This window comes from Massilimicrobiota sp. An134 (assembly GCF_002160815.1).
GTDB lineage: Bacteria > Bacillota_I > Bacilli_A > Erysipelotrichales > Coprobacillaceae > Allocoprobacillus > Allocoprobacillus merdigallinarum.
The window spans coordinates 1-24,049 of sequence record NZ_NFLH01000025.1 but is presented as its reverse complement, the minus strand read 5'-3'; the positions used below and the strand labels follow the sequence as shown (position 1 = coordinate 24,049).

Sequence of the window (24,049 nt, the reverse complement as noted above, 5' to 3'; positions counted from 1 at the left end):
CTTTAAATTTGAGATATTTGTAAATCCCCATTTTTTATGTAATTTAATTTTCTAAATGCTTTATACATACTATAACAAACAACCATTGGCAAAACAACATCTATCAAAAACAGTGGTATCCAATAAGTTGTTGCCATGATTGAAAATGAATCCGTTAATCCTAATAATCCTGTTAGTCCCATAGCTGAACCTTGAACATTGCAACGTAAAGAAAAAAGCACTGAAATCATTCCACTTAACATACTGGCAAGTAGTGGTGGTATCCATATAACAGGTCGTTTGACAATATTTTTAAACTGTAAAAGACTTGTCCCTAAACCAATAGCCAAAACTTCACCAAAACGATTATCATTCATTGACATCACAGCAAATCCAATCATTTGACTACATACTCCAGCCAGTACAGCTCCTAAAACAACACCATTAAAATCAACCATTATACTTGTTAAAAGTAAAGATGAAAGTGGTGATGTTGTGATGACACCAGCTAATAAAGCAACTAGCATTCCCATTAAAACAGAAGGCATAGTCGCACATTGTTTCATTACACTATTGAGCCAGAAAGAAATTTGATGCATAAATGGTCCTATAAGCCAGACAACCAAACCAGCACAGCCAATTGACATAACTGGTACCAGCCAAATATCAAAAGGTGTTTTTCCCTGTACCAAACGCCCTACTTCAATTGCTAAAATGACAGCTATATAAGCTAACAATGGATTCCCCGTCGCAAGCGATATCTGACCGCCATCTACAACAATTGTTCCGGCACCGATCGTTCCAGCCAGCAATGCCGTCAACAAATTCATCCCTCTAGCATCAATACATAAGCCCATTGCAATACCAATGGCAGGTCCCATTAAATAACCAAGCATGACTCCCCATTGATAAAGCATATTGATATGAATAGCCGTCCCAATCTGTTTCAAGATGATACCAAAGACAACACTCACAAAATAGCCATATGCCAATCCATTCAATGTTCTTACAATATAATTTTCATGTCTATTTCTTGCCATCCTGTTTTTCCTCTTTTCTTTGATGATTCATTAATGCAGGGAAAGCTTTCATAATACGACGCTCACTCATAGATTTATCATGTATCCATTGACGATAACTTGAGATATCATTTTCTTTCCATAAATCCATTAATTCATTAAAACTGTGTTTACTTTGTTCAACATCATCAATCAATTTTTGCATTGAAGATTCTATATCCTTCATAAATTCATCTAAACGTTCATCCAAATGTGTCAATGATATGACTGTAAAAATAAGATCAATAATAAATATTGTCGTTAACATTGTTGCAATCACAACCAATGTAATTAAGCCATGTTGCATGATTTTTTCTAACAAATAAGGTTGAACAAATTTCACTGCAACAACACTAAAAACACCAAAAACTAAAAAACCTTCTAAACAAACTCTTCCATTAACATGAAAAGCTTTATCAGAATAATCCCACCATCTTCTATGATAAAGTTTCTCCATAGCCCATGATGTTATATATTCAATCACACAGGCCACAAATGCTCCTTCAATAAAAACAGATAAATAACTTTCATTAGCAGAAAATAAAAGAGAGACAGTGATGGCTCCAAAACCATATATTGGAACAATAGGTCCATTTAAAAAGCCACTATTTTTAATTCTATGACGCGTCATAATTGGACATATCAAAGATTCCCAAATCCATCCTGCAAAACCATATATATAAAAAGTTACAATATAAGCACTAATATATTTTTCCATAATAAACTCCTTATCTAGAAATATTATACTTCGTTTTTATGATTAAGCAAGAAAAAAACTGCTTACGCAGTTTCATTGATATTGAATATTTTGTTGTCTATTTAATGGGTAGATGGATAATTGTGAAGCAGAAACTTTATTTTTCATTTGAATACAATGAATTTGATTATTTTCATATGTCTTGTAATAATAAGCCCCATCATTCATGTTCATACAACAAGAATAAACCGTATAATCTTCTTGATTTTGTGCTGTTTTCACTGAACCTTTGACCATTGCTACAGCATCTAAAATATGAAAAATCTGACTGATATTCTCTTCTTCTTTTTCACTCATCACAGCATTTTCCTTTAACCACAATGTTTTCACAAAACGTGAAGCAGGTGAAAAATCACCAGGAATACCGATTGTCCCAAATCCGTTTCCATAAGGCTTCAATGATTGGTCAGTTAAATGATCTTGAGGATAAGAAGATGTTAAATGCATATAGTTATGGACATTCCATTGATGATAAGGATAAGGTGGATTGTTGGTTAAAATATGAAAAGCATCTTGATAAACCTGCAATCCTGATTCTGTTGATTCTAGAATCAGACTCTCTTTTTGATCGGCAATGATCCAATGTAAAGGTGCTAAAGGCAATTTTTCGTGGAATGGAATATCCAAAAGATGAAAACGATCAATAACCTTTTTGACCTCTTGTACGCTTTGATATTGCCCTAAAATATAGGGAATGAGTTCATAAGGCGTTATATTGGTTTTGTTGGCCTGTTCAGGAAAATAACGAGCATTCCCTGGAAAATATAAGCCAGCCATGCATAATCCCTTTTCATTCATAGCTTCAGCATATAATGGATAGTTTTCCATAACCGTTGCCATACCAATCATTGCATATTGATTTTTAAATAATGTTCCATTTTTTAATGGAAAAGAATAATGTCTTGGTGTCAATACAACCTGTTCACCAAATGTTGTTTCCAGATCTAAATTTCTACCAAAATACCCATTTAATTGAAATGCTGTACACATATCAAAATCACCTCATTACCATTATAGACCAATTTCTATCAAATAACAAAAAAACCTATATTGATATATAGGTTACATACATAATGGTGGAGCTTAGCGGGATCGAACCGCTGACCTCCTGCGTGCAAAGCAGGCGCTCTCCCAGCTGAGCTAAAGCCCCATTATTCAATTATACATGGTGGGCCTGAATGGACTTGAACCATCGACCTCACCCTTATCAGGGGTGCGCTCTAACCAGCTGAGCTACAGGCCCATGTATATATATAACAGTTATTAATGGTGGGCCTGAATGGACTTGAACCATCGACCTCACCCTTATCAGGGGTGCGCTCTAACCAGCTGAGCTACAGGCCCATTAACGACTGCCCTAATATATTAGCATAGGCTTCTTTTTTCGTCAATACTTTTTTTATTTTTTAAGATATATTTTTATAATGGAGCAGATAAAGCCTGAAAGTAACCCTGTATTCCATCACTAATCACTGTCGCCAGCTTTTTATGATAACTGCGACTTTTTAACTGTCCTCTTTCATTAGCATTAGATAAAAAGCCACATTCAATCAATACTCCCAGTGATTGTGTTGCACGCAATATATAAAAACTACTTGATGAAATATTTTTCCTTGTTCCCGTTAAGGTTTTCATTTGATTATGAATACTATCAGCTAATCTTTTCCCATCCTCACTTTTTTTATAATAAAAAACTTGTGATCCCCAGGCACTAGAATTTGAAGAATTCAAATGAATACTTAAAAATAAATCTGGCTGATATTCATCAATCTTTAACGCTCTTAAATACATATCATCCTGTTTAGAATAGTTATAATTTCTTCTTGTCATATCCTGGTCATCTGTTCTTGTCATATAAACCGTTGCTCCACGTGATTCCAATTCTTCTTTCAATGCAAAACTGATTTTCAAATTTAATTCATCTTCATCGACTCCAGCAATACTCGCTCCATTGTCTAAACCCCCGTGACCAGGGTCCAAAACTATCACTCTTTGATTTAACAATTGTGATGATGAAACATGAATAACTGGTTTATATAAACATGTACATAAAGCAAAAAGAATAATAAAAGACATCATTTTTTTCATATGAATCATCACCCGTTTATTTATATGAAAAAAGAAATGTCTTTATGCTTAGAGTCTTTCTCCTTATATTAACCTTTAGCGACAGATAAGCGTTTTTTCTTTAAATCTTTTCCAATTGTCAACATCATTGTTAAATAACATGCGCCTCCACCAATAAAGTTACTGATAGCTTCAGCAATAAAAACACCATCAATACCCATATATATAGGCAAAATCAAAGTCAATGGAACAACAATCATCACTTTTCTAAAAAGTGAAAAGAAAACCGCCTGTTTAGACTTTCCTAATCCTACCGCCACAGCTTGTCCCGTCATTTGAAAAGCCATCATAAAAAAGCCAAAAAAGTATAAATGAATAGCTTGCGTTCCATGTGTTATGATTTCTGGATTATGACTAAAGATCTGAATATAAAATTGAGGAAACAAAGTAATACTGAGCCATAAAAGAAAACTCGTTAAGAAGCAAGTGATTGTTGTAAAACGAATAGCTTTTAAAACTCTTTGATATTGTTTAGCTCCATAATTATAGCCAAGCACTGGTTGTGAAGCATTAGCTAAGCCTTGTCCTGGTAAAGATACAACCTCTCTAATAGAATTAATAATTGTCATAATCGCAATATAGAAATCTCCACCATGTGTCTGAAGTGTGGCATTACAAACAATTGTAACAACAGAATTTGTCAATCCCATCATAAATCCAGCCATCCCTAAAGCAAATATTTTTTTCACATGTTTTATTTTTAATTTCAGTCTTTCTTTTTTTAATTTCAATATCGTTTTTTGACCTGTTAAAAATTGGAATGTCCATAAGGCAGATACAAACTGTGATATTACAGTTGCAAGCGCTGCACCTTTGACTCCCATTGCTAAAACAAAAATAAAGATAGGATCCAAAATAATATTTGTTACAGCACCTAACAAAACTGTCATCATGCCTATTTTCGCAAAACCTTGACTATTAATAAAACTATTCATGCCTAAACCAATCAAAACAAATGGCGTTCCTAATAAATAAATGCTCATATAATCATTCGCATATGTAATGGTATTCTGACTGGCTCCAAAAGCCCATAATAACGGTTCTTTAAACAACAGTCCAATGATCATAATCAAAACTGAAAAAAGAATCAGTAAAGAAAACGAATTCCCCATAATTTCTTCTGCCAAATCATGATCTCCACTTCCTCTCGCTATAGAACAAAGTGGTGAACCACCCATACCAAATAAATTCGCAAAAGCAATAATAATTGAAATTAATGGCAAACATAAACCTAAGCCACTCATCGCAAGAGTAGCTACATCAGGTAATCTTCCAATATAAATACGATCAACAACGTTATATAAAATATTGATAAACTGTGCAACAATCATTGGTCCAGCAATATGTAAAATATGCTGGGATACATTTCCTAATGCAAAGTTATTTTGATTCTGCATTTATATAAGCTGTAATAAATCTAATGGTTTTTCTAAAACAATTGTTGCATTTTTCATTTCTTCTTTAGCGACATTACCCCATTTAGCATATCCAAAATCTATATGAGCATTTTGAGAAGCCAATTCATCTGAACGAGCATCACCAATATAAATCACTTCATCAGGTTGAAGCTGTAATCTTTTTAAACATTCTAATAAAGGTGTTGGATCTGGTTTATGTTTATCAGTATCTTCTGCTAATATTGTAGCTTTCATATACTTATCCAACCCTTTTTCAACCATATCAATTTGATATTGAGCCTTTGTTTTGGCAGATACCACAGCTTGAATAATCCTTGCTTCTTCCAGTTTTATAAAAACCTCTTCAAATCCTTCATAAAGTGTTGCTCCTTTTTCATATTCATTGACATATTGAACCCATCTGGCATATGTTTTTTCTTTATCTTTTATATTTAATTCTTCCATCACTTTCATACCAGGATAAGCCGCAAATTTTAAAACGTCTTCAAAACTCCAATCTTCATTTAATTCTTCTTTAATAATTCTCATTAATGGATACATATTCATATTTAATGTATTTAAAACTGTTCCATCAATATCATAAATAACTGCTTTATACTTTTTCATATCTTTTTTTCCTCTCTTGATAAATCTTCATAAGCTTCTTTTAACCACTGATGTGGATATAAAATACGTTTATGTTGTAACTGTTCTTTTAAAAATAAATAAGCACTATATGCTAATGATATCTTCATTCCTTCTTCAATAACATCTCAATAAGGAGGAAGTCCTGGTTGATCCCATTGTATTTTATCAGCTAGAAAAACAACGAGATCTATTTGACTAGGGTGGGCTTTGAGTGTCGCATGACATGTGATAGCTGATTAAACGTCTTTATCTTCAATTTGAAAGCTGTTTTGTGCAAATAACGCTGAAACTCTTTAATGCAGCAGGAATGGATACTTTTTTTCGGATGGATCTATTGTCCAGGCATTTTGTAACGCTATTTCCATCATTTGATTGTGAGAAATCACAGCACTGATGTCGTGTAATAAAGCTGCCTGATAACATTTTTGAGGATCAACTCCAAATCTATGAGCAAGTTTCAGACTCTCATTTGCAACTTTCAGACTATGTTCTTTCGTATGAATACATTGATATGTATCAAAGAACTGGCAAACATTCTCTTTTAAACTCAAATCTGGTGATATAAGATAGTCCATCATTGGCTATTCTCCACATAGCGATCAATATGACGTTCTACGACATCAAATGGCACTGTTCCCGTTTCTAATAACGCTTCATGAAATAACTTATGATCAAAATTGTCCCCTAACGTTTCTTGAGCTTCTTCTTTCATTTGTGCTATTTTTTCATATCCAACATAATAAGAAACAAATGCTGCTGGATTAGCTTGAAGCTGTTTATATAATGCTGACAAAGACTCTTCATCTAAAAGCATTCCATTGTCTTCTAAAAAATCAAGAACATCACTTTGACTCCATCCTTCATAATGAATACCAATATCTATCAAAATCGTTAAACTATTATTCAATAATTCTGCTTCTTTATATAACTGCAAAACATCTTCATCAATTTCATCTTCTAAATATTTTAAACATTCATATTGTGCATATGTCGCATAGCCTTCACTATAAGCCTGACAGCTGGCAATGGCTTTTCTAAAATTGTTTGTCTGATTTTCATACATATACGCATATTGATACATGTGTCCTGTTAGCCCTTCATGTGCCACTGTTGCATAAGTAGATATCGTCTTGACATCATTTGTTTTAGGATTGACTCGCAACTGTTTCACCTGTGTTCCATCTAATGTAGGAATATTAAAATAAGCTGTTACCCCTGAATCAGAAGCTAAATTTTCATTGACATCTTGAATTTGATATGACAGTTGATCAACTTCAGGAAAATCTTGCGATAAATTCTGTTTAATAAACTTCAAAATTTCATCGTAACTCTGGAAATTTGTTTGAGGGAAATTCCCATTTGTATAATCTTCATAAAGCTCAGGATTTTGAATAGCTAATACAACCAGACGTTGCATATGCTGATGAAAAGCATCTTCCATCATATTTTTGACTTCTTCTACTGTTTGATCAGTTCCACTGCTTTGTTGTAATAATAAAGCATAGTATTCTTTACCATCTTTGAAATGAGCGAGTCCCTGCTCATTATTGGTACCATCTTTAAGATGAGATAAAGTAGTTATGATTTCTTGATAAGCTGGAAAGAAAGATGTTTGAAAAGCGTCTTCCATTTGTTGTTTATAATCTTCTTTCTTTTGCTTTGTGATATCTAGATTTTCAATATTTTCATAAACAGCCTGTAAAACAGGACTATGATCTTTTTGATCTAAAATTCTTTGACAATAAGTTAACACTGAATCAAAATCAATCATTAACAAACCTTTTTGAGCTTGTGTTTTTGTATAATCTAAAGCTTCTTGCGTATAGGGTAAAATATCTTTAACCATGACAATCATATTTTTTAAATCTTCTTCATTTCGTATGTCCCAATCAGTCAATAAAGTTGGATATTGATAATGTAATCCTGTCATACTGGCAAATAAAGAACCATAATAATCAAATTTTTCATCACTCAATTTTTGATCAATTGATAATTGTGTTTTATAAATATCATAAGAATCTTTTTGATCTTCAGTTAAAGCATCATAATCAAATTCCATTAATTGTTCATAGGTATCATTTAACTCCTGTTTGAGTTTTTGCTGGTCATCTTGAGATGCACCCATGCCTAGTCCAACTTCTACCTGACTCATATCAATTCCAAAATCTTCTGGATGAGTCACATAAGTATGTAAAGTCACATAATCGTTTTCCATCATTTCTACAAATTCCTGATTTAAAAATTGATCAAACTCTTTTTGAACTGTCACATCATCTTGCTGGCATCCTACCATGCAAAAGAATAATGTTATGGACAATAAAAACTGGATTGACTTTTTTAAATATTTCATATTTTTCCTCATTTCTTATTTGTTGTTATCTACACTTTCCGTGACTTGACTGACATCTTCCCAATGTAAGTTTTGAACTTCTGTTAGTAGTGATGAAAATATTTTTTTATCTGTTTTTCTATGAATCCCATAATACATCACATGTGCCTGTGGATCACTAATAGGAATAGCCTTGCGATTTTCTGATTTTCCTTCCTGTTTCATTGTAATATCACTTCTAAAATGAGGTAATGCCGATGCCTTAATCAATTCATTGAAAACCTGCCCATCTTCCTGAAATAATAAATGTGATTGAGGAATGACTTTTTGACAGATTTCATTCCAGAATCCTATTTTTGACAACAACAGAACACTTTCACCATTTAAGTCATCAAATGATATTTCTGGAAATAAAGCTAAAGGATGTGCTGGTGGTACAGATAAAAAGAGATTTTCTTCAAATAATGGCACACATTCATAATCAGGATCATCAATAGGATGATGAAAAACAATAATAGAAAATTCATAGTTTTTTAATCCTTGCAGTAAAATGTCTTCTCGAGAATCAAGAACATCATGAATTTGCATTTCAGGGTATAATTTTTTGAAAACATGACGTAATCCCCAGATGGGTGCTGGTGCACAGGACCCAATTTTCACTTCGTATTGGCTGCGATTATAAGCCTGCAAAGTATTCACAATCTTTTCTTTATCATTTAAAAGTTTCTCAAAAAGTTCCACAGCCAATTTCCCATTTGCATTCAATTCAACTTTATTTTTCTTACGGTCAAAAAGCTGAATACCTAATTCATCTTCCAGACGTTGAATCGAACGTGTTAAAGCTGGTTGCGATATAAGTAAAACTTCAGCCGCTTTAGAAATTGTTCCCACTTTCGCAATCGTTAATAACTGTTCTAACTGATAAAATTCAATCATGAATACACCTCCATTTCACTATGCATTTTAATTATAGCACAATAAAATATTGATATTGTACTTTTTTCAACTCTTTTTCTAAAATAACAAGTGAAAGGAGGAAGTCAATGCAATATCAAAAACTCAATAATGGTGTCATGATGCCTATGTTAGGTTATGGAACATTTCAGATTCCACCTTTACAGACTGAAAAATGTATTCTTCATGCCTTAGAAAGTGGTTATCGTCTTATTGACAGTGCGGCTGCTTATTTGAATGAAAAAGAAATTGGTAAAGCTTTACAAAAATCTCAAATTCCTAGAAAAGAACTCTTTATCACAACCAAGGTATGGGTTCAAGATACTGGTTATGAAAAGACAATGAAAGCTTTCCAGACATCTTTAGAAAATTTAGGTTTAGATTATATTGATTTGTATCTGATTCATCAACCTTATGGTGATTACTATGGATCTTATAGAGCCATGGAAGAATTATATATGAAAGGAAAAATCAGAGCACTGGGTGTCTGTAATTTTAGTCCGGAAAGATTTGTAGATTTATATATGAACTGTTCTATTAAACCGATGATTAATCAAATCGAATATCATCCATTCTTTCAACAAAAAGAAGCTCATCACCTGTTTGAACAATATCAATGTATAACACAGGCATGGGGACCATTGAATGAAGGTCAAAGACATATTTTTGAAAATCCAATATTATTAAAAATAGCAAAAAAACATCATAAAACAGTTGCCCAAATTGTATTAAGATGGCAAATCCAACAAGGAATTATTGCGATTCCGAAAACAATTCATCAAGAACGCATGATTGAAAATATGGATATATGGGATTTTCAATTAGATCAGGATGATTTTATAGAAATGAATAAACTCAATCTTGGTCATAGTGAAATCATTGATTATCAATGTTATTCAACTGCTAAAAACTTAAACAAATTTAAAATTCATGAAAATTCAACAAAGGAGATACACATATGAAAACATTTGAACTCAACAACAAACAACACATTCCTGCCGTCGGTTTTGGCGTTTTTATGATTCCAAACGATGGCCCAACTTACGATGCCACATTAGCTGCTTTAAAAGCAGGATATCGTCATATTGATACAGCTGCTGGATATATGAATGAAAGCGATGTTGGAAAAGCAATCAAAGATAGTGGTATTGATCGTCAAGATATTTTTATTACTTCTAAATTATGGTTACAGGATTATGGATATGAAAATGCGAAAAAAGGGATTGAAAATTCATTAAGACTGCTTGGTGTAGATTACATTGATCTTTATTTATTACATCAGCCCTATGGTGATTATTTAGGAGCATGGAAAGCTTTAGAAGAAGCTTATGAAGAAGGAAAATTGAAATCTATTGGTATTTCTAATATCACTGTCAACTTATGGAATCAATTTAAGGATGGTATGAAAGTCATGCCTGCAGTCAATCAGGTAGAATTTAACCCATTTGTTCAACAAAGAGAACTCAGAAAAGTGATGGATGAAAATCATATTCTTTTAGAAGCATGGTATCCTTTAGGACATGGTAATAAAGAATTATTAGAAAATCCTGTTATTTGTGAATTAGCTGACAAATATCATAAAAATGCTGGTCAGATTATCTTACGTTGGATTTATCAGGAAGGTGTTATTTCTTTACCAAAATCTACAAATCCTGAAAGAATGAAAGGAAATATTGATATTTTTGATTTCGAATTGAATGCCCAAGAAATGGAAAAAATGCGTGCTTTAGATACAGGTAAACCAACACACAATCCTGAAGATCCTGCCAATGAAGTCAGATTATCACAATTAAAGATTCACGATTAAAAAACATGATATCAGATTAAGGAGGTCTTCATATGAAAAAATTATGGATCAGTCTATTATGCGCTGGCTCGCTATTGAGTTTAACAGCTTGTCAAAGTCAGCCATCAACGCCAGAGAATACATCTCAAAACGAAACAACTTCTACACCAGAAACAAGTCAAATCCAAAATAATGGAAAAATACTCATTGCTTATTTCACAATGCCTGAAACTGATGGAACAGATATGTCTTCATCTGCCAGTCGTGTTATCAATAATAATGAACTGATGGGTGCAACTGAATATGTCGCTAGAGTCATTCAAGACAATACTGGTGGTGATCTATTTCAGATTGAAACAGAGCAGACATATCCTGGAACACATGATCCTTTAGTTGATCAGGCTGCAGATGAACAGGATGAAAATGCACGTCCAGCATTAAAAACAACTATTGACAATTTGGATGATTATGATGTGATTTTTCTTGGTTATCCAAACTGGTGGGGAGATATGCCAATGCCATTATATACATTCTTAGAAGCATATGATTTCAGTGATAAAACGATTATTCCGTTTAATACTCATGGTGGCAGCCGATTTTCAAGTACCATCAGTACTATTGAAGAATTACAGCCAAATGCAACAGTGATTGAAGATGGTTTAACGATTTCCAGAAATGATGTTGCTGATGCAGAAAGTGAAATTGTTGACTGGGTTGAAAGTTTAGGATTATAAACGATGTCTATCAAGAAAGCTTTACTCACATTGACAATATTATCAACATGTCTGGCTGGCTGTTCTTCAAATCAAACTTCTAAGCAGGAAAACACAGCTTTAGAGATTCAAAGCATTCCAGAAAATTATAAATCACCGGCAACACATTCAGGTGAACTCGTTCAACTGGATTATACAACATATGAATCCTTAAGCTATGAATCCCATGACAAAACATTACAGAAAAGTGCTTATGTCTACCTTCCCTATCAATATGATCCCCATCAATCCTATAACATTTTCTATTTAATGCATGGAGGCTGGAGTAATGAAACAACTGTTTTAGGAACATCTTCGCAGCCAACTGAATTAAAATATGCTATTGACCATGCGATTGAAGATGGATTGATGGATCCACTCATTATTGTATGTCCAACTTATAATAATGAAAATCCTGATGATAGTGATAACTATAGTCTGGCTCTGACATTAACTGATAACTATCATAATGAACTAGTCAATGATTTAATACCAGCTGTAGAAGGTAAATACAGTACGTATGCCAAAGATACAACGCCTGAAGGTTTACGTCAATCACGAGATCATAGAGGTTTTGGTGGTTTCTCAATGGGTTCAGTCGCAACTTGGCATACTTTTGAATACTGTCTTGATTATTTTCGTTATTTCATGCCTATGAGTGGCAGTTTAACTAGTGATGGAGATTATATGACTTCCATTGTGGAAAATGCTGGTTATTCATGGAATGATTTCTTCATCTTTGCCTTTTCTGGTACTGATGATTTTGCCTATCAGTCATTCACATCACAGATTGAAGCTATGAAAAATGCAGATGACAACATCTTTCGTTTCGCCAATGATGAAACAAAAGGAAATTTAAACTATCTGATTAAAGAAGGAGCTTCACATGATGCAAAGGCTTCTCATGAGTACACATACAATGGTTTGTTGTGGTTTTGGAATCATTAATTCAACTTCCCATTATTTCAACAACACATTCCAAAATCAAACATTCTTTTGTATCACATTTCCATACAATATTTTTCCTCCCCAATAACATATTTATGCCTTTCTAAACCTTCATGACATATTGAAAAACAGTTGTTTTGGGGAGAACTTTCATAAATCACTTCAAGGAGGAATAATAATGAGAAAGAATTTTGGAACAAAACCTTGGTTTTATCCTTTACCAGTTTTAATTATTGGAACATATGACAGCAATAATCAAGCTGATGCTATGAATGCTGCCTGGGGTGGTTTATATGATGCCAATTTGATTGAACTTTGTTTAAGTGCTGGTCATAAGACAACAAAAAATATTAAAGAAAAGAAAGCTTTTACTGTTAGTTTTGCAGATGCTAAAAATGTTGTAGCTTGTGACTATGTTGGTATGGTTTCTGCTAACAATACACCTGATAAAATGGAAAAAGCTGGTTTTACAACAAGAAAAAGTGATTTTGTAGATGCACCTATCATTGAAGAATTACCAATGACTTTAGAATGTCGTTTAGTGAAAACAACAGAAGATGGCAATATTATTGGTGAAATTGTGAATATCAGTGCAGATGAAAGTATTTTAAATGAAAAAGGAATGATTGATATTCAAAAGTTACAACCTATTTCTTTTGATCCCGTCAACAATGATTATGTTGTGATTGGAGAGAAAGTTGGAAATGCTTTTGAAGATGGCAATCAATTAAAATGAAAGAAGGAATAAAAATGGGTCAATTGGATAAGAAAGTCGCTTTGATTACAGGCGGTGGTTCTGGTATTGGACAAGCCATTGCCTAGCGTTTTGCAAAAGAGGGTGCTTATGTCGTGATCACTGGAAGACGTGAAGAACCATTAAAACAAACAGCTTCTACAGATTCAAAAATTTCTTATGTTGCAGGAGATATCACAAATTCACAGGATGTTGATAAAATAATGAATTGTATCAAAGATCGTTTTGATGGGCAGTTAGATATCCTTGTGAATAATGCAGGATGGTGTCCTGTCCAATCTATTAAAGACATGACAATTGAAGATTATGATCAGGCTTTTGCTCTTGATGTCAGAGCATTGGTTGATTTAACTATCCAAAGTTTACCATTGTTATTAAAGACAAAAGGAAATATTATTAATTTATCTTCAGTAGGAGCACAACATACAAATTATCAACTTTCTATGTATGTAGGTGCAAAAGCTGCTGTTGAAAACTTTACAAGAGCTTGGGCTTTAGATTTAGCTCAAGATGGTGTCAGAGTAAATGCAATTGCTCCTGGCGCCATTAGAACCAATATTTGGAATTCAACAAATCTTTCTGAAGAAGAAAGAGCTCATGAAAAAAGAATTACAGATACAATTCCAGTGAAAAGATTTGGTCAAGCGCAGGAAGTTGCCAATGTCGCTTTGTTTTTAGCAAGTGATGAAGCAAGCTATGTCACTGGATCTGTATATGCCGTTGATGGTGGACATGGATCATTTTAAAAAATAGGAGGAATAAAAAATGGAATATGTAACATTAAATAATGGAGTCAAAATGCCTCGTGCTGGTTTTGGTGTTTATCAAATTGCTGATGCCAAACAATGTGAACAGGCAGTCTTAGATGCTATTGAAGTGGGTTATCGTTTAATTGATACTGCACAATCTTATGGAAATGAAGAAGCCGTAGGAAATGCAATCAAAAAAAGTGGTGTGCCTAGAGAAGAATTGTTTATTACAACAAAAGTATGGATTACAAATTATGGATATGATCAAACAAAAGCTTCTGTAGAAGCATCATTAAAGAAAATGCAATTAGATTATCTAGATTTAGTTTTATTGCATCAACCATTTAATGATTATTATGGTGCTTATCGTGCACTTATTGATTTATATAAAGAAGGAAAGATTAAAGCAATTGGTGTTTCTAATTTCTATCCTGATCGTTTAGTTGATTTAGCTCTTTTTAATGAAGTGAAACCAGCTGTCAATCAGGTAGAAGTGAATATCTTCCATCAACAGATTGAAGCACAATCATATAATGAAAAATATGGTGTTCAAATGGAAGCATGGGCTCCATTCGCTGAAGGAAAAAACAATATGTTTTCAAATCCTGAACTTCAAGAAATTGGAGATAAATATAACAAAAGTATTGCCCAAGTTATCTTAAGATGGCTTGTTCAAAGAAACATCGTTCCACTAGCAAAATCAGTGAAAAAATCAAGAATGCAGGAAAATATTAATATCTTTGATTTTGAATTAAGTGATGAAGATATGCAAAAAATAAGTGCCATGGATAAAAAAGAAAGTTCTTTCTTCTCACATTATGATCCTGCAACGATTGAAATGATTGCTGGATTACATAGATAGAAGTTATTTATGAAAGTCCTTTTAATCAATGGTAGTCCTAACCCAAGAGGATGCACTTATACGGCATTAAATGAAGTTGCAAAAACATTAGAACAGGAAGGTATTGAAACTGAAATCATCCAAGTGGGTCAAAAAGATATACGTGGATGTATTGGTTGTCGTCAATGTAAAGAAAGTGGACAATGTATTTTTGATGATTTTGTTAATGAAGTTGCACCTAAGTTCAATGAATGTGATGGCATAGTCATTGGTTCCCCTGTTTACTATGCCAGTGCCAATGGAACTCTGATTTCTTTTCTAGATCGTTTATTCTATAGTACTTTGGCAGATAAAACAATGAAAGTTGGAGCAGCCGTTGTCAGTGCCAGACGTGCTGGAACAACAGCTACTTTTGATGAATTGAATAAATACTTTACAATTTCTTCAATGCCTGTTGTTTCCAGTCAATATTGGAATATGGTGCACGGCAATACACCTGAAGATGTTATGAAAGATGAAGAAGGTATGCAAATCATGCGTACTTTAGGTAAGAATATGGCTTTTCTTATCAAAAGTATTCAATTAGGTAAAGAAAAATATGGTCTTCCTGAAAAGGAACAACATGTTTTTACTCCATTTATTCGATAAAACATATAAAATTGAATAGACAAATGTAAACAGATTGTTATGCGTTTGTCTTTTCTTTTATTCAAAAATAGAAAGTAGGAAATGAAATGTTAAAAATCAAAAGAACACTAGATATCATGATGACAATTTTATTACTCTTTTTAATGTGTTATCCTATTATGGATTCTCAAATTCATGAAATTTTAGGAGTGACGATGATGATATGCTTTATCATTCATCATGTTCTCAATAGGCAATGGTATCACTCACTATTGAAAGGTCATTATCCCCTTCTTCGAAAAATTATTCTCATCATCAATACACTTTTATTCATAGATTTGATTTTGGTTTTTATAAGTGGATTAACGATGTCAGATATCTTCCCTTTTTTCAATTTTATAAGAGCAAGTACAGCACGAAGATTACACATGAGTCTGACACATTGGAGTTTTATACTGATGGCTATTCATTTAGGATTACATCTTCAAAGCATGCTTATTCCTATCCAAAAAAGAATAAAAAAATCTCATTTTCCCCATATTCTGATGTATATTCCTTATGTATTTGCCATTTATGGTATCGTCATGTTTATCAATTATCAATGGGTTGATTACTTATTTATCCTCAATGAATTTCTCTTTTTCAATCCATCTATAACCTTACCTCGCATGATGTTAGACATCTTCTCTATTTTTCTATTTTTTACAATCCTGACATATATATTTATCAAATACTTAATGAAGAGGAAGTGATCAATAGTGAATAGACCTTATATCATTTGTCATATGTTACAATCTATTGATGGAAAAATCACTGGTGCTTATTTCAGTGATGAAAAGACAATGAAACTTGCTGGCTTATATAAAGAAATGAGTGAACAATTCCAGGCTGATGGTATCATTTATGGAAGTGTAACAGCTCAAGAATTTTTTCATCATGGACATTTTGAAAATCAAGAGACTTTAGATACTCATACACAACCGCAAAATTTTATTGTTGAAAATAACATCAATCAATGGATTGTTGTTTTAGATCCTATGGGAAGCATTAGCTGGGATAAACAATCCTTACAGCATCCTAAAACGCAAAATAAAAATATTGTTGTAATTGTTAACAATCATGTATCTGATACTTATTTAAAACATCTCAAATCATTGAATATTTCTTATATTTTAGGTGGTCAGCATGAAATCAATTTCCCCTATGTCTTAGACATTTTATATTCACAATGTCATATTCAAAAACTCTTATTACAAGGTGGTGGCATCATCAATGCCTCTTTGGTTAGTGAAGACTTAGTTGATGAAATCAGCTTAATCATTACACCAAATCTTGATGTTTCCCATGATGAAATGACATGCTTTCAAAAAAGCAGTTACACAAAACAGCTTTACTTAAGTCAATATTCATTGATGGATGTCAAAGCTTTGCCATATTCTGGTGTCTGGCTACACTATCAAAAAAATTAAGGAGTCCAAAAAAGCAATGTCATTAAGTTAAGGACTGAATGACATTGCTTCGTATGATTTTTTCTTTTTCTTACTCATATACTTTCTTGCCTTTCATCAATTTTAAATACTTCTCTCATCCTCTCATAACAATTATGACTATTGTTTTACTCAAATAACACCCAAATTCATTGATTTTATTAACACTTTCAATTAACTAAAAGATGCCAAAAATGAATTATGGTTAAAACATTTCATTATTAAAGAATATTCCTCTTATTTGATAATTGTCTTAATAAGTTGCATCATAATATCTTTATCTTCTGGTCTTGACGTTGCGACTAATATCGTTAAAGTCGCTAAAGCATCATTATTAATTCTTTCTTTTCCATTTTTATATAATGCATTGTTCTTTTCTAAAAAATATAAAAATATTGTTGCCCCTATTCTTTTATTACCATCAATAAAGCTATGGTTTTTAACAATAAAATATAATAATGCACTTGCTTTGTCTTCAAGTGTTGGATATAAGTGATTTCCTCCAAAACTTTGATATATGGTTGATATACTACTTTTAAATGAATCATCTCTTTCAATTGCAAATTGATCTCCTTGGTTTGCAAACATTGTATTGTGTATCAATTTTATACATTCATCATATTGAATAACATAAACATCTTTTTGTCCTTCAGGTACTTCTAAAGTATGATGATCATAATCATCTAATATTTTAAAACCTCTTTGATAAGCTTTTAAAAATTCTAACATAGCATCACTCGATGGTAATTTCCCACCTGCTTCTTTATATTGATCCAGCATTTTTGTAACATATTCAATATCTTGAAAATGTCTATCATTTATAACATATCCTTTTAATAAGTATTCTCTTAATATATTATGAGCCCATTTTCTAAAAAGAATACCATTTTTAGATTTTACTCTATATCCAATACTTATTATCATATCTAAGTTATAATATTCAATTTGTCGAGTCACTTGACGAGTGCCTTCTTTTTGAACTGTCGCAAATTTTGCGACAGTTGAATTATCTAATTCTTCTTTTAATGCATTATTAATATGTCTCCCTATTGTCTTGATATCCCTATCAAACAATTGTGATAATTGTTCTCTATTTAACCATACTGTTTCCTTATTAGAATCAATAGTAACATCTAATACAAAATCTCCATTTTTAAATTGTACAACTTCATTTCTTTCTACTATATCAATCATAATATCACCTTCTTCATCTGAAATTTTATTAATTAATTTATTATATCATTTATTTACATTTATTTCATTAACAAGCACAAAAAAAGACCCAAGATATAATCTTGAATCTTTTTCCGTATTTGTTTTGATTAACGTTTTGAGAACTCCGAAACCTTATAAAATAAGGGTTTTTAAGCCTATTTGTCGCTTACTTGTTGCATTGCCATAACCACTCACAAAACTTATATTCACTTATTCTGTATTATTATTAGATGATAATACAGCTTCAACCTGAGCAATAAATTGTTCCTTATCAGGCATATATGTTACATATTTTGAAGCAAAAATATTATTACTCAAGCCTCCTAATGCATACTGCATATCAACATTGCCTTTATCAGTGCATAAAATCAATCCAATTGGTGGATTATCATTTTCGTCATTAATTTCTGCTGTATACTAATTCAAGTACATATTAAGTTGCCCAACTGCTTCAGGCATTAATTTGATAGTTTTTAATTCTATCAATACATAAGATCTTAAAATTTTATTATAGAAAACCATATCAACATAATAATGAATATTCCCGAACGTTACTCTTTGCTGAGTTCCTACAAACATAAATCCTTTTCCAAGTTCCAAAAGAAACTTTTCAATTTGTCTAACAAGAGCTTCTTCCAAATCAGATTCCATCATTGGTTTATTTTCTGGCAGACCTAGAAATTCAAAAACATAAGGATCTTTTACTATATCTTCTGGTTTGGCAATTTCATTTCCTTTTAGCGCTAATTCAAGAACCTTCTTTTTATTAGTCTCCCCATTTGATAATAACAACCTTTCGAATAATGAAGAGCTAATTTGTCTTTTTAACTCTCTTACTGACCAATTTGCATTAATTGCTTCTTTTTCATAGAAACCACGTTTGTCATCATCAGATATATATAATAATTCGCAATAATGAGTCCAGCTCAATTTTCCAGTCACTGACTGGAAAATTGGATATTTCGTATAGAACATTTTCGTGTTATATAAATTAGATTGTGAAAAACCTTTTCCAAATTTATTAGTAAGATTTTTTGAAATAGCAAGTCATTGTTTTTTCCCATATTCACCACGATTATTCTTCAATTCATCTTCAACAATAACACGACCAATATTCCAATAAGCATTTAAAAGTTCATTATTTACTTGTTTTGCGACATTATTTCTAGCATTTGTGATAATACTAGCAATTTCATTTACTAATGCTTCATTGTTTAACAAATTATTTTCCACAATCAACTACTCCTTTCAATATTAATTATTCTTATTATACCCTTATTTTAAAAAGAAAAAAAGAAGCATCTAAACTTCTTACAAAGTCTAAATACTTCTCTAATTTTCTCACAACAATTATTACTAACGTTTTGAGAACTCCGAAGCCTTATAAAACAAAGGCTTTTAAGTCTATTTGTCGCTTACTTGTTGCATTGCCAAAACGACATATCACACCTATTTACGTTATAGCTAGTATTTTATAGTTTCATAACTACTTTTCAACTCAAAGAAATACCTGTTTTTCTTTATATTGATATAATTTCGATTTTCATACTCTACAAATTGGAATTTGAAAACCATAAAATTATGAGTGTTTATTGCTCTCCATAGGTTATCAATAAAATCCTCCAAAATCCTTGAAAATAAAGGATTTATCGCAATGTGTTCGACTTATCTCTCTATATGATTTCACACAATGTTACCCTTGTTCTGCACAATCATAAGGGCAAATTCAAGGACAAGAAAATCTCATAACAAGATATAACAGAGTGTGGCAATCGGAGAACTGTGACATATGTGCGAATATATTATAACGGAGGATTTATTATATGGACAAGTACATTTTTGATGAAAGCCATGGTTTATGGTATGAACTGCAAGGAGATTATTATATTCCTTGCCTTACTTTACCAACCGAAAAAGAACACAAGCCTATCGGCTTATGGGGACAGCGACATAAACGCTATTTACAGGAACATAAACGGGCGGTTTACACTACGCTGCTCACAAGTGGCAAGTTAAATGAATATCTTGCCGATGTCGATAAACAGGCGGAGGAATGCTTTGAAAGGCTTGTGGAACAGATGAAACAGTCACAAGACATAACAGAACAGTTAAAGTCAGAAAACGCCTTAGAATGGGTACAAAAAATGAATAACATACGGGCGTGTGCGATAGAGGTTATAAATAACGAGATAATCTACGCATAACTATTTTGGAGGCATGACATTTCCTGCCTCTTTTATTATCTATTGACACTATTAGAGGGACTTGATATAATAGTAATATTACTAATAGTAATATATAGGAGAAGTGTATGGATAATATAATACTCGGTCTTTTACTGTTGAGCAGCAGAACAATTTATCAGTTGCGTGAAAGAATAGATAAAGGGCTTAATATGATGTATAGCAGCAGTATGGGCAGTATACAGGCTGCTATAAAGAAATTGCTTAATTGTGGATATGTTCAGTATGAAGAGGTCATTGAGAATGGAAAATATAAAAAGATTTATTCCATAACCGATAGTGGGAAACAGCATTTTATTGAGTGGGTATCCATGCCAATGGAAATACAGAGTAGCAAAAATCCTGAATTGGCTAAATTATATTTTATGGGTTTTTCAACAAAAGAAAAGCGTGAGGCAGGATTACAAGAGTATATTTCAAAGTTAAAGGAACAGTATGATGTGTTGAATGCAATTTGTAAGGAAGCAGAAAATGTCAAAGTTCCTGATAAAAATAAGGACATTCTCCATTATCAGTTTACCGCAGCTCGATATGGCAAAGATTTTATGAAATTCAATATTGAGTGGTATCAAAAACTTCTTGATGAAATGAGAGGAAGCAAGATATGAAATCAATAAAGTTAGCTAATTCGCCAATTACATATTTTATCAGTGGAATAGATCATACCGAATGGATACTTTTTATTCACGCCGCTTTTGTCAATCATAATATGTTCAAATCACAGTTTGAGTATTTTCACAACAAATATAATATTTTGACTATTGACATTATTGGTCATGGACAGTCAACGGATACCAAAAAAGGAGATGGCATAGATAAGATGTCAGAATGGATATTCGACATCTTAAAGGTAGAAAATATTGAAAAAGTACACATTGTCGGCGTTTCATTAGGAGCAGTACTGGCACAGGATTTTGCTAATCATCATCCAAACTCAGTAAGCTCATTGGCGTGCTTTGGAGGATATGACATCAATAATTTTGATATTAAAATGCAAAGGAAAAATGGTGCGAAACAGATGGCGATGATGTTGAAAGCCCTCTTTTCGGTCAAGTGGTTTGCAAAAGAAAACAAGAAAATTTCTGCGCATACTTTAGAGGCGCAAAATGAGTTTTTTGATATGAACATACTTTTTCCAAAAAAGTCATTTATGTTTCTGGCAACGCTCAATAGTATGATAAATAAGTATAAAACTGGAAAACGAAATTACCCTTTGTTGATTGGATGTGGAAGCTTTGATATTCCAATGGAATTAGAGGCAGTAAAACAATGGAAAATAAGTGAGCCAAATTGTAGGGTAGTTATTTTTGAAAATGCAGGGCACTGTGTCAATATGGATGTGCCACGGGAGTTTAATGAAACTATGGAGGATTTTTGGACAAGTGCAGAATAAAGAGACTGATTGTAAATTTGTATTATGCCCTGTCTGCGGCAATAAAACCCGAACAAAGATACAAGAAGATACCGAGATGAAAAACTTTCCTCTCTACTGTCCGAAGTGCAAGAAAGAAACACTTATCAATGTTCAAGATATGAAAATCACGCTTGCAGTCAGTAAATAACTATGTATGCCGCCGCTATGGGTAAACCATAACGGCGGTTTTTCAATGCCTATCGGCTATCTCTGTCAATGGATTTCTTACGCTGTTTTTGCGGTGGCTTCTGCTTGTTGCGTTCCTGTATCTCACGCAGATGTTTTAACACGCTTTGCTTTTCGGGCGGTCTGTGCTGTTCTTTAGCGGTGGCTGTCGGTTTCCTGCTGACTTGATATTTCCACTCGGCAAGGTCACGGTTGTACTGTTCTACAACGCTTTCCATTTCTCGGAAAGTCCTCATAAAAACTTGTACATCGGGATAACCGTCCTCTTTGAGCGTGTCGGGGATTTTATCCAGCCTGTCGGCAATCTCTGCTTCGGTTTCTTTGATTTTTACTTCCAACGCTTTTCGCTCTTTGACTTTGAAAAGCCCCTTTGTATCGGCAAGCTGCTGTTTCAACTGCGGCAGAACTTTGTCCTGCTGGAGGTTAAAGAAAAAGACCGCACCTACTATGAGGTTTACAGTCTGCCGAGGTCGGAGGAAGTCCCAGAGGGGTACAAGGAATTATCCTTTGTCTGCCTTAGACCTGACGGGGCATTTGAAGCACCGAGTACAGTGGAGATTATGTGCAGGACAGCAAGAAAAAAGGTGGAGGGATTGGAGGATTTTCACTTCCATATGCTCAGACACACTTATACAAGCAATCTGCTTTCAAACGGTGCAGCACCTAAAGATGTGCAGGAACTTCTCGGACACGCTGATGTCAGTACCACAATGAACATTTACGCTCACGCTACAAGGGAAGCGAAGCGTACTTCCGCAAGACTGCTGGATAAGGTAATCGGCGGAGAATAAAAAATTTCCCTTGTTTCGGCTCATAAGGGCAAAAACAAGGGAAAATACATAAGGTTTGAACATTTAATAGGCGGTATGCCTTGAAAATACAGGGTTTATAGAGGATTGAATAGATAAATTGGAATTTATTGTTTTGCTTCTCCACAATACCATAAATATATTGAATATACAAGCATAGCAATCAGTCCTATTACCAATAGAACATTCACTTTAATTATAAATACAGACAAAAGAGTATTTGTCAATCCATGAAAAACACTACAAGCAAAAACACATTTCGTTTTTTTGTAAATTGTCGCCAGCCAAAAGCTCAGTATAACAGCTAACGCTAAGAAAAATAGAAATGGCATATTTTGTTGCGATGAGCCATTTACAAACCAAAGGGGAATATGCCAAATTCCCCACACAACACCCGTAATGATTGTGGCTATAGGGAAATTCAATTTTTCCTCTAATAAAGGCTGCATAACACCTCTCCAACCCAATTCTTCTTCGCCGCCATATATAAATGTTGCTTGAAGAAAGATTAAAGGCATCAAATACCATGGTAATGCGGAATTAAATTCCCTTGACGATAAACCTATTGTCAGTATTTCAAAAATAGAAAATAAAAACAAAAAAATCAATGATTTCTTTCTGTAGCCAAAAATAAAATCTAATATAGATTTAACCGTGTTTTTTTCTTCTAAGACACAGAAAGTTGCTATTGTCGGTCCGAATCCTCCTATAATATGTAAAATAGTGCCTAAAGGATGCGAAAATGGGATAATATTTAAACTTGTTAACACAGCAAGTCCAGACCAGGCTATCCCTGTAATAACAAATGTAATTATAAGAAATTTTGCTAACCGTTTAGTATCCAATTCAGTATATCTCCTTTTCAAATTACAATTTTCAAACCATCTTACTCATTATTAAAGCAATAATTAAAGCAATTATTGCAAATCCAACTATGGTTCCCAGCCATTTGACTATTTTCATTTTTGTAGGAATATAAGGTTTTAATT

The 24,049-nt window shown here is 33.0% G+C and carries 26 protein-coding genes, 3 tRNA genes and 2 pseudogenes; 14 read left to right on the top strand and 17 right to left on the bottom strand.

Going from position 1 to position 24,049, the window contains the following annotated elements; translation table 11 throughout:
* Positions 1 to 2: 2 nt before the first annotated feature.
* From B5E79_RS09825 to B5E79_RS09770, 13 genes are all read right to left on the bottom strand, one after another.
* Positions 3 to 1,019 (bottom strand): PTS sugar transporter subunit IIC, encoded by a 1,017-nt coding sequence (locus tag B5E79_RS09825; protein WP_087297887.1) that lies wholly within the window; start codon positions 1,017 to 1,019, stop codon positions 3 to 5.
* Positions 1,006 to 1,755, bottom strand: a complete 750-nt coding sequence (locus B5E79_RS09820; protein ID WP_087297886.1) for a putative ABC transporter permease — start codon at positions 1,753 to 1,755, stop codon at positions 1,006 to 1,008. The genes B5E79_RS09825 and B5E79_RS09820 overlap by 14 nt, the downstream gene beginning before the upstream one ends.
* A gap of 72 nt (positions 1,756 to 1,827) precedes the next feature.
* Positions 1,828 to 2,784, bottom strand: a complete 957-nt coding sequence (bsh, locus tag B5E79_RS09815; protein ID WP_087297885.1) for a choloylglycine hydrolase — start codon at positions 2,782 to 2,784, stop codon at positions 1,828 to 1,830.
* Between the two features lie 84 nt (positions 2,785 to 2,868).
* Positions 2,869 to 2,944, bottom strand: a tRNA-Ala gene (locus B5E79_RS09810).
* Positions 2,945 to 2,960: 16 nt separating this feature from the next.
* Positions 2,961 to 3,037, bottom strand: a tRNA-Ile gene (locus tag B5E79_RS09805).
* Positions 3,038 to 3,061: 24 nt separating this feature from the next.
* A tRNA-Ile gene (locus tag B5E79_RS09800) sits at positions 3,062 to 3,138 on the bottom strand.
* A gap of 75 nt (positions 3,139 to 3,213) precedes the next feature.
* Complete coding sequence (locus B5E79_RS09795; RefSeq protein ID WP_087244813.1) at positions 3,214 to 3,882, bottom strand: N-acetylmuramoyl-L-alanine amidase family protein; 669 nt, start codon at positions 3,880 to 3,882, stop codon at positions 3,214 to 3,216.
* Positions 3,883 to 3,950: 68 nt separating this feature from the next.
* Positions 3,951 to 5,318: an MATE family efflux transporter gene (locus B5E79_RS09790; protein WP_087297884.1), complete on the bottom strand. Its 1,368-nt coding sequence runs from the start codon at positions 5,316 to 5,318 to the stop codon at positions 3,951 to 3,953.
* Positions 5,319 to 5,945 (bottom strand): HAD family hydrolase, encoded by a 627-nt coding sequence (locus B5E79_RS09785; protein ID WP_087297883.1) that lies wholly within the window; start codon positions 5,943 to 5,945, stop codon positions 5,319 to 5,321.
* Positions 5,942 to 6,073, bottom strand: coding sequence for a hypothetical protein (locus B5E79_RS13940; RefSeq protein ID WP_255376353.1), 132 nt, complete (start codon positions 6,071 to 6,073; stop codon positions 5,942 to 5,944). The genes B5E79_RS09785 and B5E79_RS13940 overlap by 4 nt, the downstream gene beginning before the upstream one ends.
* Before the next feature lie 186 nt (positions 6,074 to 6,259).
* Positions 6,260 to 6,544: an HD domain-containing protein gene (locus B5E79_RS09780; RefSeq protein ID WP_087297882.1), complete on the bottom strand. Its 285-nt coding sequence runs from the start codon at positions 6,542 to 6,544 to the stop codon at positions 6,260 to 6,262.
* Entirely contained in the window at positions 6,541 to 8,316 is a 1,776-nt protein-coding gene (locus B5E79_RS09775; RefSeq protein WP_087297881.1) for a DUF885 domain-containing protein, read from the bottom strand. The genes B5E79_RS09780 and B5E79_RS09775 overlap by 4 nt, the downstream gene beginning before the upstream one ends.
* Before the next feature lie 15 nt (positions 8,317 to 8,331).
* Positions 8,332 to 9,231 carry a LysR family transcriptional regulator gene (locus tag B5E79_RS09770; RefSeq protein WP_087297880.1) on the bottom strand — a complete coding sequence of 300 codons (900 nt, stop codon included), beginning with the start codon at positions 9,229 to 9,231 and terminating at the stop codon, positions 8,332 to 8,334.
* Between the two features lie 107 nt (positions 9,232 to 9,338).
* On the opposite strand from B5E79_RS09770, the gene B5E79_RS09765 reads away from it, so the two are divergent.
* The 9 genes and pseudogenes from B5E79_RS09765 (at position 9,339) to B5E79_RS09720 (ending at position 17,175) form a co-directional block, all read left to right on the top strand.
* The gene (locus B5E79_RS09765) at positions 9,339 to 10,211 is read left to right on the top strand and encodes an aldo/keto reductase (RefSeq protein WP_087244819.1); all 873 of its coding nucleotides are present in this window, start codon (positions 9,339 to 9,341) and stop codon (positions 10,209 to 10,211) included.
* The gene (locus B5E79_RS09760) at positions 10,208 to 11,056 is read left to right on the top strand and encodes an aldo/keto reductase (protein ID WP_087244820.1); all 849 of its coding nucleotides are present in this window, start codon (positions 10,208 to 10,210) and stop codon (positions 11,054 to 11,056) included. The genes B5E79_RS09765 and B5E79_RS09760 overlap by 4 nt, the downstream gene beginning before the upstream one ends.
* A gap of 32 nt (positions 11,057 to 11,088) precedes the next feature.
* Positions 11,089 to 11,769, top strand: coding sequence for a flavodoxin (locus B5E79_RS09755; RefSeq protein ID WP_087297879.1), 681 nt, complete (start codon positions 11,089 to 11,091; stop codon positions 11,767 to 11,769).
* Positions 11,770 to 11,772: 3 nt separating this feature from the next.
* Positions 11,773 to 12,735: an alpha/beta hydrolase gene (locus tag B5E79_RS09750; protein ID WP_087297878.1), complete on the top strand. Its 963-nt coding sequence runs from the start codon at positions 11,773 to 11,775 to the stop codon at positions 12,733 to 12,735.
* A gap of 178 nt (positions 12,736 to 12,913) precedes the next feature.
* Positions 12,914 to 13,471, top strand: coding sequence for a flavin reductase family protein (locus tag B5E79_RS09745; RefSeq protein WP_087297877.1), 558 nt, complete (start codon positions 12,914 to 12,916; stop codon positions 13,469 to 13,471).
* A 98-nt stretch (positions 13,472 to 13,569) separates the two neighbouring features.
* Positions 13,570 to 14,235: pseudogene (locus B5E79_RS09740) on the top strand (SDR family NAD(P)-dependent oxidoreductase); the annotation flags it as partial.
* Positions 14,236 to 14,254: 19 nt separating this feature from the next.
* The gene (locus tag B5E79_RS09735) at positions 14,255 to 15,100 is read left to right on the top strand and encodes an aldo/keto reductase (protein WP_087297876.1); all 846 of its coding nucleotides are present in this window, start codon (positions 14,255 to 14,257) and stop codon (positions 15,098 to 15,100) included.
* A gap of 9 nt (positions 15,101 to 15,109) precedes the next feature.
* Entirely contained in the window at positions 15,110 to 15,727 is a 618-nt protein-coding gene (locus tag B5E79_RS09730; RefSeq protein WP_087297875.1) for a flavodoxin family protein, read from the top strand.
* A 737-nt stretch (positions 15,728 to 16,464) separates the two neighbouring features.
* Positions 16,465 to 17,175 carry a dihydrofolate reductase family protein gene (locus B5E79_RS09720; protein WP_087297873.1) on the top strand — a complete coding sequence of 237 codons (711 nt, stop codon included), beginning with the start codon at positions 16,465 to 16,467 and terminating at the stop codon, positions 17,173 to 17,175.
* A 255-nt stretch (positions 17,176 to 17,430) separates the two neighbouring features.
* Here the strand turns inward: B5E79_RS09720 and B5E79_RS09715 are convergent, their stop codons facing one another.
* Together B5E79_RS09715 and B5E79_RS09710 are read right to left on the bottom strand one after the other, a co-directional pair.
* Positions 17,431 to 18,387 carry a type II toxin-antitoxin system death-on-curing family toxin gene (locus B5E79_RS09715; protein ID WP_224762644.1) on the bottom strand — a complete coding sequence of 319 codons (957 nt, stop codon included), beginning with the start codon at positions 18,385 to 18,387 and terminating at the stop codon, positions 17,431 to 17,433.
* 231 nt (positions 18,388 to 18,618) lie between these two features.
* Positions 18,619 to 19,641, bottom strand: a pseudogene (locus B5E79_RS09710) (PDDEXK nuclease domain-containing protein).
* Between the two features lie 590 nt (positions 19,642 to 20,231).
* Here B5E79_RS09710 and B5E79_RS09705 point away from each other — a divergent pair.
* The 4 genes from B5E79_RS09705 to B5E79_RS09690 all read left to right on the top strand — a co-directional run bounded on the left by B5E79_RS09705 (position 20,232) and on the right by B5E79_RS09690 (position 22,213).
* On the top strand, positions 20,232 to 20,612 hold the full coding sequence (locus tag B5E79_RS09705) for a TnpV protein (RefSeq protein WP_087297872.1): 381 nt from the start codon (positions 20,232 to 20,234) through the stop codon (positions 20,610 to 20,612).
* A 107-nt stretch (positions 20,613 to 20,719) separates the two neighbouring features.
* Positions 20,720 to 21,259, top strand: a complete 540-nt coding sequence (locus tag B5E79_RS09700) for a PadR family transcriptional regulator (RefSeq protein ID WP_087297871.1) — start codon at positions 20,720 to 20,722, stop codon at positions 21,257 to 21,259.
* Entirely contained in the window at positions 21,256 to 22,044 is a 789-nt protein-coding gene (locus B5E79_RS09695) for an alpha/beta fold hydrolase (protein WP_087297870.1), read from the top strand. The genes B5E79_RS09700 and B5E79_RS09695 overlap by 4 nt, the downstream gene beginning before the upstream one ends.
* Positions 21,965 to 22,213 carry a cysteine-rich KTR domain-containing protein gene (locus B5E79_RS09690; RefSeq protein WP_442856609.1) on the top strand — a complete coding sequence of 83 codons (249 nt, stop codon included), beginning with the start codon at positions 21,965 to 21,967 and terminating at the stop codon, positions 22,211 to 22,213. Before B5E79_RS09695 ends, B5E79_RS09690 begins: the two co-directional genes overlap by 80 nt.
* A gap of 49 nt (positions 22,214 to 22,262) precedes the next feature.
* Here the strand turns inward: B5E79_RS09690 and B5E79_RS09685 are convergent, their stop codons facing one another.
* Positions 22,263 to 22,646 carry a hypothetical protein gene (locus B5E79_RS09685; protein WP_241147481.1) on the bottom strand — a complete coding sequence of 128 codons (384 nt, stop codon included), beginning with the start codon at positions 22,644 to 22,646 and terminating at the stop codon, positions 22,263 to 22,265.
* 156 nt (positions 22,647 to 22,802) lie between these two features.
* Here B5E79_RS09685 and B5E79_RS14040 point away from each other — a divergent pair, with 156 nt between their 5' ends.
* Complete coding sequence (locus B5E79_RS14040) at positions 22,803 to 23,042, top strand: tyrosine-type recombinase/integrase (protein WP_479684569.1); 240 nt, start codon at positions 22,803 to 22,805, stop codon at positions 23,040 to 23,042.
* A 125-nt stretch (positions 23,043 to 23,167) separates the two neighbouring features.
* Here B5E79_RS14040 and B5E79_RS09675 read toward each other — a convergent pair whose 3' ends face one another.
* Positions 23,168 to 23,905 (bottom strand): CPBP family intramembrane glutamic endopeptidase, encoded by a 738-nt coding sequence (locus B5E79_RS09675; RefSeq protein ID WP_087297867.1) that lies wholly within the window; start codon positions 23,903 to 23,905, stop codon positions 23,168 to 23,170.
* Positions 23,906 to 24,049: the final 144 nt, after the last annotated feature.